The following is an 11,118-nucleotide window of genomic DNA, read 5'->3' as shown; positions in this document are numbered from 1 at the left end:
TACCGGCTACCGTGCGGGCTGTCAGTAGCCTGGTGGCCGTGAAGTCGACCGATCGCTCCCGCACCGTCCGCTCCCGCACCGTCCGCTCGGGTCTGCTCGCCGCATTCTGTGCGGTGGCTCTGGCGGCCGGATGTTCGAGCACCGATGCCGATCCCTCGCCCGAGCAGACACCGTCCTCGAACGAGGTGACCATCGCGGTGACGCCGACGACCACCACCGTGGTGAACCCCGGGACCGAGCCGCGGCGGACTCTGGCCTTCGACACCGCCGGTGCGGACGCCCAGAACATCGACCTCACGACCACCTCCACCGTGCAGCAACAGATCAACGACGGTGCGCCGCAGGACTTCTCCAGTCCCGAATTGACGGTGCCCCTGAGCGCATCGACGGCCGATGCCGTACCGGAAGACGACGCCTCGACCGGGGCGACACGGTCGATCGACATGACCATCGGGGCCGCCACGTCACCCGACGAGGGTCTGACCGACGCGCTGTCCGCGTCGGAGGGCTCCACGGCGCGGCTGGCGACCACCGATTCCGGAGCGATCACTGCGTTGCACATCACTCCGGCCGATGCCGCGCTCGACACCGCCAGGGCAGCGATCGAACGCTCGTTCAACGCCGCGGTGTATCGCTCCGTCGACTTTCCCGACGCAGAAATCGGTGTCGGTGCAGTGTGGACCGTCGATCAGCAGGTGCTGAGCGGAATCACCCTGAACCAGCGCACGACCGTCACGCTCCGAGCACTCGACGGCGATCGGGCGACCGTGGACATCGCGATCACGCAGACACCCGAATCACCGGTGTGGAACCTCCCCGACAACTCCGGCACGCTGAACATCGCGTCGTACACCTATACCGGCTCGGGAACCCTCGACATCGATCTGACGCAGCCACTTCCCGTCGGTGGATCCATCACCGCGGGCGGCGAACAAATGTACACGGACCCCGACAGCACGACGGTGCTGCGGCAGACGGTCGGAGACTCGATCACCTGGGGTGCCCGATGACACGGTGCACCACTCGCGTACTGGCCGGACTGTCACTCGCCTGCATCGCCGCGGCCGCCGGATGCAGCTCGGACGAGCCGTCGCAGGCCCCAGCGCCGGTTCCCACCGCCGTCACCGCTCCCGATCCCCTGCTCGGTTCGCCCATCACCGACTCCGGCGTTCTGACCGCGTCGATGCTGGCTCTGGGCGACCTCCCGGACGGCTTCTCCTCGATTCCGGACCCGGTCCAGGACCTGGGATTGGACCCGGCTCCCGACTACGATTCACCCGACAAGTCCAGTACCGACCCGGCCGAGTGCGCCGCAGTACTCGCGCCGGTCTCGGAGCAAGGCGGCGGCGCGGCATCGTCGGCGGTGGCCCGCTTCTCGGGGCCGAACTTCTCGTCGATCGACGAGGACGCAGCCAGCTACCAGGCATCCGGGGCCGCGGCGGCATTCGCTTCGGTCCAGCAGGCGTGGACCGGGTGCACCGAGTTCACCGGCACGGATGCCGACGGGGTGAGCGTCGAGTACGCGTTGGCCGGCCGCGAGCAGTCGCAGATCGGCGATGCGTCCTCGTCGATACGTCTGACCACCAGCAGCGAGGGATTCACGTTGATCTCCGACGTCGTGGTGGCCGTGGTCGATTCGACCGTCGTGCAGATCGTCGTCTCGGATCAGAGCGGACTCGAACCCGCGACCGTCACCGCGGTCGCCGAGGCCGCGGCGGACCGTATCCGAACGGCCACGCCGAGTGCCTGAGTCGGAACGGACCTCCGAACGACGAAACTGCCGGTGACATCTCCCCGGGAGAAGATGTCACCGGCAGTTCCGGTTCGGTCAGAGACGATCGGCAGGACTCAGGGTGCGGGGCACGCCGGGCTGGTCAGCTGCGCGAGCGAAACGATGCCGCAGGCGTTCTCCTTCGAGAGCTTCCACACGCCGTCCTCGGGGACGAACTGGAACGTGCCGGGGTTGGCCTGCCCGTTGAGCGTGATGGTGATTCCGGCATTGAGGACTCCGGTGCCGAGGTCGTCGATGCTGGTGATCTCGATCTGAGCGTTGTTGGCCACAGCAGCCGCGGCGACCTGGTTGATCAGATCGGGATCCTCGGACGCGCCCTGGATGAGGGCCGCCTTCTCCTCGACCGGGACGTTGGGGTCGAGTCCGCGCATGAGCTGAGTGTTGAGCTCTTCGACCGTGGGTGCGGGCGGGTACGCGCCACCCTCGGGAGCGGTGGAGGCCGAGGTGGTGACAGCCGTCGTCGTCGTCGCGGTCGGCTCGTCGCCGCCACCGGAGCTGCAGGCGGTCATGGTCAGTGCACCGGCGATGGCGATACCGGCAACCATTGCCCGTCGGGTGTTGCGAAGCTTCAAGTGCTTGTCCTTTTCACTCTGAGTCACGTCTCGATCGTTCTGTGACTCGTCGGTCGTTGCGGGTAGTGGTCGTCTCGGACCGGAGTCCACTATGTCAGCTCGGATCGGTCGAACCACAACCCAGAACCCATACCTGTGAAACCTCACAGAGTTTCCTCAGCTCCGCCACATTCACTTCAGGCTGTCGAGAACATCGGCAACGACCAGGTTCTCGTCGGATTCGGCGAAGGTTCGCGCGATTCCAGGCCCGGTGGTGCGGGTCTCGAATCGGACGGTGACCACCGAGTGCCCTGCACCCTGTACCCAGCCGTGACCGAAGTCGGGATGTCGGACGTCCATGCCCGGCTGCCATCGCGGACCCTCCGGGACGACAACGTCCCCAGCGGCGTCGATCGGCGCAGGCGACTCCTCGGTCGCGTCTGCCGCATCCACGACCGGCTCGTGTTCGAGTTCGGGGAACAGAGATCCCTGCCGTACCGCCGACAACCCGGCCAGGCCGACCCCGACCAGCCTGATCGGGCCGACGTCGACCGGGTCGACCGCCAGTCGCTGCGCGGTGGCCACGATGGTCTGCTTGTCCACAGTCGCGTACGGCAACGTCGCCGATCGGGTGATGATGCTCATGTCGGACTTGCGCAGTTTGAGCACCACGGTTCTGGCACCCCGGCCGTCCTTCAGCAACCGGCGATGAGTCGATTTGACAATGGACTCGATGGCCGGTCGGAGCTGAGCGAGGGAGATGACATCCTGCGCGAAGGTCGTTTCGGCGCTGACCTGCTTTGCCTCGGCCCGCTCGGCCACCACGCGATTGTCGATTCCTCGCGCCAGCTGATGCAGACTCGGCCCCATCGTGGCCCCGAGTATCGATGCCACTTCCGACTCCGGCGTGGCCACGAACTTGCCGATGGTATCGATTCCCAAGCGCCGCAAGCGCTCTCCGGCCACCGGTCCGATACCCCACAGCTTCCGCACCGGCAGGGCCGCCATCAGCTCGGCCTGAATTCCAGGAGCGACGACGGTGACGCCATCGGGTTTGGCCAGGCCCGACGCGATCTTGGCGATCTGTTTTCCCGATCCGGCACCGATCGAGGCGACCAGCCCGGTCTCGGCGAGTATCAGCGCGCGCAGGCCCGCGCAGAACTGCTCGACCTCACCGACCGTCGCTCCGGCCAATTCGAGCGGCTCACCGAAGGCCTCGTCGATCGACAGTTGTTCGAGAACGGGCATCGGTCCCCGTAGTGCCTCGAAGGCCCGACGGCTCAGCTCCGAGTACAGAACGAACCGCGGTGGCAGCACCACCGCTCCTGCTCCGACGAGTCGGCGAGCCTGATGCATCGGCATCGCCGAACGCGCCCCGAACGCGCGGGCCTGGTAACTGCACCCGGCCACCACTCCCCGCCCGCCCGCACCGCCGACGAGAACCGCACGGCCCCGCAGAGTGGGCCTGGTCAATTGCTCGGCCGAGGCGAAGAACGCGTCCATGTCCAGATGCAGCACCCATCGGCGACTCCGCAGGGTGTCGTCGGCGATGTTCGACATCGTCAGCGAGTATCGACGGTGAAGCCGAGCGCCTGGGCCGCACGTTCGGGTGACGGATCGGACCATAGCTCGCCGTAGTTCTCGTTCGTGCTCAACGAGCGGGTGTCGGCCTTGTCGATGTAGAGGGTGCCGTCCAGGTGGTCGGTCTCGTGGGCCACGATCCTGGCCGGCCAACCGCGGACGAGCTCGTCGATCCCACGCCCGGTCTCGTCGGTGCACTCGAGCCGCACCTCGGTGGCCCGGGTGACGACGGCCTGATAGCCGGGAACGCTCAGGCACCCCTCGTAGAAGCCGGCCGTCCGCGACCCGACCGGGGTGTACCCCGGATTGACCAACACGCGAAACGGCAGAGGTGTGCGCTCCCGAACGCGCCCGACGTCGCCACCCACGTCGTACCGATCCTCGATCACCGCGATCCGCAGTGGGATGCCGATCTGCGGCGCGGCGAGCCCGACGCCCGGTGCGGCGTGCATGGTCGCGCGCATCACCTCGATCAACTCCGCGAACGTCTCCGAGTCGAGCTGCCCGGTGTACCGCGCAGCCTTCGATCGCAACACCGGGTCGCCTGCGGCAACGATGGGCACGACGCCGTCGCGAGCCCCGGTGAGAAGCTCACGAACGGCGTCGACCGACACGTCGCCGTCGATCATGACGACTTGGTGATCGCTGCCCGAACTCCTTCACCGAGATCGCTGCCCTCGTCGCCGACGGGGCCGTCGACCAGTGACAGCGCCAGCACCTCGCCGGCGATCAGATCACGGTGGGTGTCGAGCCATGCCTGTCGGTGTTCGGGGACCTCGATGACGATGTCGATCCGGTCCGAGACGTCGAGTCCGTGGTTGCGTCGCGCATCCTGCAGTTCACGGATGCGGTCCTTGGCCCAGCCCTCGGCCTCCAGCTCCTCGGTGACGGCCGAGTCGAGCACGACCAGGCCGGCGTTTCCGGGCAACGGTGCCGTCGACTCCGGCTCGGCTGCAACGAGTTTGCGCGTGTACTCCTCGGGCAGCAACGCGATGCCTGCCGCGCTGACGACTCCGTCGGCATCCTCGGACCAGTCGCCTGCCTTGACGGCCTTGATGACCGTCTGGACGTCCTTGCCGATACGCGGTCCCGCGGCGCGGGCGTTGACGACGAGCTCGAACTTTCCGTGTACGGCAACGTCTTCGGTGAGGTCGACCTTCTTGACGTTGACCTCGTCGGCGATGATGTCGACGAACGGACGCAGGCGCTCGGCATCGGCGGCCGCAACCGTCACCTCGGGCAACGGCAACCGCACTCGCAAGTTCTGCGCCTTACGCAGACCCAGCACGGTGGAGCACACGGTACGAACCTCGTCCATGCTCTCGACGAGTTCCGGATCCGACGGCAGTTCGTCGGCCTCGGGCCAATCCGTCAGGTGCACCGAGCGGCCACCGGTCAAGCCCCGCCACACCACTTCGCTGATCAACGGCAACAACGGAGCTGCGATGCGCGTGAGCACCTCGAGCACGGTGTGCAGGGTGTCGATCGCGTCGGCGTCCTCGCTCCAGAACCGCGAACGAGACCGTCGCACATACCAATTGGTCAGTGCATCGCAGAACGTGCGCAGCTCGTCGCACGCTCCGGCGATGTCGTTGCCCTCGAGCGCATCGGTGATCGCGTCGCGGGTGGCCGACAGTTTGGCCAGAACGTAGCGATCGAGCACGTTCGGCGAATCGGTGCGCCACGTCCCCGGCGTCGAGGCGTAGAGCTGGAGGAAGCTCCACGCATTCCAGATCGGCAGCAGCGCCTGCCGCACGCCCTCGCGGATGCCCTGCTCGGTGACGATCAGGTTGCCGCCGCGCAGGATCGGTGACGACATCAGGAACCACCGCATGGCATCGGAGCCGTCGCGGTCGAAGACCTCCTTGACATCGGGGTAGTTGCCCTTGGACTTGCTCATCTTCAGACCGTCTTCACCGAGCACGATGCCGTGGGCGGCAACAGTTTTGAAGGCCGGCCTGTCGAACAGGGCCGTGGCAAGTACATGCAGCGTGTAGAACCAGCCACGAGTCTGCCCGTTGTACTCGACGATGAAGTCGCCGGGATTGTGGGTCTGGAACCATTCGGCGTTCTCGAACGGGAAATGCACCTGCGCGTACGGCATCGAGCCCGACTCGAACCAGCAGTCCAGCACCTCGGGAACGCGACGCATCGTGGACTTACCGGTCGGGTCGTCCGGGTTGGGTCGCGTCAGATCGTCGATGTAGGGCCGGTGCAGATCCGTCGGACGCACACCGAAGTCGCGCTCGAGCTCGTCCAGGCTGCCGTACACGTCGAGACGAGGGTAGGCAGGGTCGTCGGACGTCCAGGCCGGGATAGGGCTGCCCCAGTACCGGTTTCGGCTGATGTTCCAATCGCGCGCACCCTCGAGCCACTTGCCGAACTGGCCGTCCTTGATGTGCTCGGGCACCCAGGTGATCTCCTGGTTGAGCTCGACCATCCGATCACGGAACTTGGTGACAGCGACGAACCACGACGGCACCGCCATGTAGATCAGCGGCTGACCACTACGCCAACTGTGCGGGTACGAGTGCTCGATGGTCTCGTGCCGCAGCAGGCGACCGGAAGCCTTGAGATCCTTGATGATCACCGGGTTGGCATCGAACACCATCAGACCCTCGTACGGCGGCACCAACGAGGTGAACTTGCCGCCCGCGTCGAGCGGTTGTACCACCTCGATACCGTTCGCGGTGGCGACGTCCATGTCCTCTTCACCGAAAGCGGGCGCGAGGTGCACGATTCCGGTACCCGAATCGGTGGTGACGTAGTCGGCCTGCAGCACGCGGTGTGCATTCTCGTGGCCGAGGAAGAAGTCGTACGGCGGCGCGTAGGAGAGTCCGACCAACTCGGCACCGGTGTGCTCCGAGACCACCTCCGGCTCCTCCCCCAGTTCCTTCGCGTAGTGCGAAAGACGGGCAGCGGCAAGCACGTAACGCTCACCGTCGGCACCCCGCACCTGCACGTACTGCACCTCCGGGTGCACCGCGATCGCCAGATTGGACGGAAGGGTCCACGGCGTGGTGGTCCAGATCAGTGCGTTCGCACCGTCCAGGGGTGAGCCGGGAGCCGTCAACGGCATCGTGACGGTCACCGCGGGGTCCTGGCGCATCTTGTACGCATCGTCCAGGCGGGTCTCCTGGTTGGACAAGGGTGTCTGCTCGTACCAGCTGTACGGCAGCACTCGGTAGCCCTGGTAGATCAGGCCCTTGTCGTGCAGCGTCTTGAATGCCCACATGACCGACTCCATGAAGTCGACATCGAGCGTCTTGTAGTCGTTGTCGAAATCGACCCAACGAGCCTGCCGGGTGACGTAGTCGCGCCACTCGTCGGTGTACTGCAGCACCGATTGCTTGCAGTAGGCGTTGAATTTCGCCAAGCCCATCTCGTCGATCTCGGACTTGTCCTTGATTCCGAGCTGCTTCTCCGCTTCCAGCTCTGCGGGCAGGCCGTGGCAATCCCAGCCGAAGCGGCGTTCGACCTTCTTGCCTCGCATCGTCTGGAACCGTGGGACGAGGTCCTTGACGTAACCGGTGAGCAGGTGCCCGTAATGGGGCAGGCCGTTGGCAAAGGGAGGACCGTCGTAGAAGACGAACTCCTCGGCACCGGCTCGGTTGTCGATACTCGCTCGGAAGGTTCCGTCCTCGGCCCACTCGTGCAACACGATGCGCTCGAGATCGGGGAACGGAACACTGCCCGACCGGCCGTCGGCCAAATCGACCAGGGGGTAGGACGGGTTCTCGGGACGTGCGCTCGAATCGGTCATATCGATCTCCTCCGTGCCGGCCGCGTACGAGACGCGACACCAGTTGGCACGGGGACGACATTCGACGATCGGGACGTCGGATACCGCGGTACCACCCCGCTTGCTCGGATGCGTCGACTGTGTCGCCGCCGTACCGAGCCTCTCCACACGAGCTGTGACGGGCTCACCCGTTCGGTTCTACTGAACACCGATCCGAGTTCGTTGCTTCTCGAATCGGCGTCGTTCTTCCGAAGGCTCCCCGGTGATAGCCGGATCGATGCCAGACATCAACTGCACAAATCAGATCGAGCACATGTTAACTGTCGATCTCCGGCGGTGGTCGTTTGCCGGTGAGTGCACCGATCAGCAGCAGAACTGCTCCCACGATACACACGCCGATGCAGGCCCACGCCCACACCACCGAACCCGTCATCAGAGCAAGAACCAGAAAACCGAAACCGATCGCCGCTGCGCCGAGAGTCAGGACCAGCACGTGATTCCTCGCTCACCACTCCACGCGACAACCGGGCCCGATGCTGCCTCGTTCGGCAGCATCGGCGCACCGAGCCGCGTCAGTTGCCCTTGGCGTACGACTGGCTGTACCCGGACGACTGGTTGTCCTGATTGAAGTTGTCCTGACCGTTGTCCACCGGCAGCGCGGAGGAGCGGTTCTCGAGCTCTTCGAGCTGAGATTCCAGGTAGGACTTGAGCCGCACACGGTATTCCCGCTCGAAGGTCTTGAGCTGTTCGATGCGACCTTCAAGAACGGAGCGCTGCTGGTTGATCGTCGCCATGATCTCGGTGTGCTTGCGCTCGGCATCCGCCTGCAGCGCGTCGGCCTTCTCCTTGGCCTGGCGAAGCTGAGTCTCGGAACGCGTCTGCGCGTCCGACAGCAGCGACTCGGACTTCTGCCGAGCCTCGGACATCATCGCCTCGGAACGCGTGCGCGCATCGGACACCAGACGTTCGGCGTTGGTACGAGCATTTCCGAGCAACTGCTCGGACTCCGACTTGGCGTCGCCGGTCAAGCGATCGGCCATCTCCTGAGCGAGGCCGAGAATCTTCGCGGCCTGCATGTTGGAGTCGCCGCCCTGCGCGGGCGCCGCTGCAACCGGAGCGACCGGCGCGGGCTGCGCGGCGACGGGTGGCGGCTTGGGGGGATCGACCGGGCGCTGCGGCTCGGGCTTCGGCGCCGCGACCTGAGCAGGCTGCGGGTTCTGCCGAACCGAGCTCTTGGCGTCGGAGAGCTCCTGATCGAGCTCGCCGACCCGCTGGCGTAGATCGGCGTTCTCTTCGATCAGTCGCGACAACTCTTGTTCGACGAGGTCGAGAAAAGCATCGACCTCGTCTTCGTTGTATCCGCGCTTACCGATGGGCGGCTTGCTGAACGCTACGTTGTGCACATCAGCTGGAGTCAGCGGCATGGAAGGATCCCTTCACGCGTCTTGGGGCGGTAGAGCAAGCATTCAGTTATATGCCATTCCGCGCGAGTGCAGAACAATCAAACTGTAACTGGCGTCCATTCTGTCACACAGGACACGCAGCTTGCGCGCGTCCTGCGTTCTAACATTCCATCTTCGGCCTCAGGCCGCGAGACTGCTGGTCACATTCCACGCGATGAAGACGACGAACAGCAGGATCATGATTGACAGATCCAGTCGTACTCCACCGAGATTGAGAGGCGGAATTATCCTACGGAGGAACTTCACCGGCGGGTCGGTCACCGTGAAGATCGCCTCGAGCAAGATGACGACCACCCCGGTCGGTTGCCAATCCCTCGCGAAGGTCCGGATGAACTCGACGATGATTCGACCGATGAGAAGGAGCCAAAAAAGAAACAATACGATGTTGATCACCGTGAACACGATCACGGCTATACTCTGCCTGACTTCACCGGGCTGAGCAAAGCGCGCTGGTCACAGCCTCGAATTGCCGCCCCGAACAGCGAAACTCTCACTGTTGGCTGTAGAAACCGGTCTCGGCTATCCGTCTGCGCTCCTGGGGCGACACGTCGACGTCGGCGGGTGAGAGCAGAAAGACCTTCGTCGCCACCTTGTCGAACGATCCGCGCAATGCGAATGCCAGACCGGCGGCGAAATCGACCAGGCGCTTGGCGTCGGCGTTGCTCATCTCGACCAGGTCCATGATCACGGGCGTGCCGTCGCGGAAGCGCTCGCCGATCGTGCGGGCCTCGCTGTAGTCGCGCGGGCGCAGGGTGGTGATCTTCGACAACGGACCACCGTCGTCGGCGATCGGGCTCCGTCGAGTCTCCGCACGCACATCCATTCGAGTGTCCATGGCCAACGCTCCGCGCGTTGCCGGTCCTCGTGTGGACGGGGCCGACCCGCGGGTTCGACCACCGATCGGGGCGAGCGTGGCTGCAGGCCGCGGTGCCTCGTACTCGTCGTAGTCGTCATCGAGTTGCGCGTGCCGAGATCCACCGAACGACGGCTTCACGAACTCGCGATCGTCGATGTCGTCGTAACTGTCGCGACCACCACGGGAGCTGCGCCGCGTGTCCGGATCGTCGAGGTAATCGTCCTCGTAGTCGGCGAGCGGAACCATGCCGAAGTACGCCTTGAACTTGTGCAGGGTGCTCATCGTTCTGCCTTCCGTGGCGGTGTGTCTACTGTCGATCCCCAGGTTCGCAAGTGTCTGTTGTGACTGATGTGATCCGTGGACTGTTATTGCGAGGCTATCGGCCGCGCACCGAGTATTGCGGTACCGACACGCACGCACGTGGATCCGTGCCGCACAGCAGCTTCCAGGTCTCCGGTCATGCCGGCGGACAACTCGAGCGCTCCCGGATGATCGACCAACAGACGGTTGTGCAGACTCTCGAGGTCCGCGAACGCCGCATCCGGATCGGCGTCGAGAGGCGGCACCGCCATCAACCCGGCAAGACGCAACCCGGCGGCATTCGACACAGCGTCGGCAAGTTCGTGCAGTTCGTCTCGGTCGACGCCTCCGCGATGCACATCGCCGTCCAGACTGACCTGGACCAACACGTCCAGCTCCGACTCACGTACCCCCTCGTCCAGCGCCACGGTCGACGCCTTCGACAAAGCGGTCACCAGCCTCGCGCTGTCCACCGAATGGATGGAATGAGCCCATGCCGCAACCGACTTGGCCTTGTTGCGCTGCAGGTGTCCGATCATGTGCCACCGAGGCGGGTCGGCGAGAAAGTCCTCGGTGGTATCGGCAACCTTCGGCGTCGCGTCCTGCTCGCGGGATTCTCCGAAGTCGCGCAGCCCGAGGCGGTACAGGATGCGCACATCCGACGCCGGGAAGAACTTGGTCACCGGCAGTAGAGCCACCTCGGTCGGAGACCGTCCGGCTTCGATGCATGCACGGCTCAACCGCTCCCGCACCGAGGTCAACGCCGTCTCGATCTCGCGCGCCCGATCGGTGCCCGACGCGTTGCCGGTGGGTTCGCTCATCACAACCTTCTC

The 11,118-nt window shown here is 65.1% G+C and carries 11 protein-coding genes; 2 read left to right on the top strand and 9 right to left on the bottom strand.

Features of this window, described 5'->3' with window-relative positions; all coding sequences use genetic code 11:
- Nucleotides 1-38: 38 nt before the first annotated feature.
- Nucleotides 39-1,010 carry a hypothetical protein gene (locus CH275_RS15280; protein WP_256991039.1) on the top strand — a complete coding sequence of 324 codons (972 nt, stop codon included), beginning with the start codon at nucleotides 39-41 and terminating at the stop codon, nucleotides 1,008-1,010.
- On the top strand, nucleotides 1,007-1,750 hold the full coding sequence (locus CH275_RS15275) for a sensor domain-containing protein (protein ID WP_094679140.1): 744 nt from the start codon (nucleotides 1,007-1,009) through the stop codon (nucleotides 1,748-1,750). The genes CH275_RS15280 and CH275_RS15275 overlap by 4 nt, the downstream gene beginning before the upstream one ends.
- A gap of 98 nt (nucleotides 1,751-1,848) precedes the next feature.
- Here the strand turns inward: CH275_RS15275 and CH275_RS15270 are convergent, their stop codons facing one another.
- From CH275_RS15270 to CH275_RS15235, 9 genes are all read right to left on the bottom strand, one after another.
- Nucleotides 1,849-2,337, bottom strand: coding sequence for a hypothetical protein (locus tag CH275_RS15270; protein WP_179276169.1), 489 nt, complete (start codon nucleotides 2,335-2,337; stop codon nucleotides 1,849-1,851).
- Nucleotides 2,338-2,535: 198 nt separating this feature from the next.
- On the bottom strand, nucleotides 2,536-3,903 hold the full coding sequence (locus CH275_RS15265; RefSeq protein WP_094679139.1) for a DNA polymerase IV: 1,368 nt from the start codon (nucleotides 3,901-3,903) through the stop codon (nucleotides 2,536-2,538).
- A gap of 2 nt (nucleotides 3,904-3,905) precedes the next feature.
- Nucleotides 3,906-4,553, bottom strand: coding sequence for a peptide deformylase (locus CH275_RS15260; protein WP_094679138.1), 648 nt, complete (start codon nucleotides 4,551-4,553; stop codon nucleotides 3,906-3,908).
- Complete coding sequence (ileS, locus tag CH275_RS15255; RefSeq protein ID WP_094679303.1) at nucleotides 4,550-7,687, bottom strand: isoleucine--tRNA ligase; 3,138 nt, start codon at nucleotides 7,685-7,687, stop codon at nucleotides 4,550-4,552. Before ileS ends, CH275_RS15260 begins: the two co-directional genes overlap by 4 nt.
- 295 nt (nucleotides 7,688-7,982) lie before the next feature.
- A complete protein-coding gene (locus CH275_RS29495; protein ID WP_179276156.1) occupies nucleotides 7,983-8,159 on the bottom strand; it encodes a hypothetical protein in 177 nt (58 codons plus the stop codon).
- A 79-nt stretch (nucleotides 8,160-8,238) separates the two neighbouring features.
- A complete protein-coding gene (gene wag31, locus CH275_RS15250; protein WP_094679137.1) occupies nucleotides 8,239-9,090 on the bottom strand; it encodes a DivIVA-like cell division protein Wag31 in 852 nt (283 codons plus the stop codon).
- Between the two features lie 159 nt (nucleotides 9,091-9,249).
- Nucleotides 9,250-9,537, bottom strand: coding sequence for a YggT family protein (locus tag CH275_RS15245; RefSeq protein WP_094679136.1), 288 nt, complete (start codon nucleotides 9,535-9,537; stop codon nucleotides 9,250-9,252).
- 82 nt (nucleotides 9,538-9,619) lie between these two features.
- On the bottom strand, nucleotides 9,620-10,267 hold the full coding sequence (locus CH275_RS15240) for a cell division protein SepF (RefSeq protein ID WP_094679135.1): 648 nt from the start codon (nucleotides 10,265-10,267) through the stop codon (nucleotides 9,620-9,622).
- 83 nt (nucleotides 10,268-10,350) lie between these two features.
- The gene (locus CH275_RS15235; protein WP_094679302.1) at nucleotides 10,351-11,106 is read right to left on the bottom strand and encodes a YggS family pyridoxal phosphate-dependent enzyme; all 756 of its coding nucleotides are present in this window, start codon (nucleotides 11,104-11,106) and stop codon (nucleotides 10,351-10,353) included.
- Nucleotides 11,107-11,118 lie beyond the last annotated feature (12 nt).

It is taken from the genome of Rhodococcus sp. 06-235-1A, assembly GCF_002258785.1.
Taxonomy (GTDB): domain Bacteria; phylum Actinomycetota; class Actinomycetes; order Mycobacteriales; family Mycobacteriaceae; genus Rhodococcoides.
The sequence above is the reverse complement of the archived record's forward strand: the minus strand, read 5'-3'. Positions and strand labels throughout refer to the sequence as shown.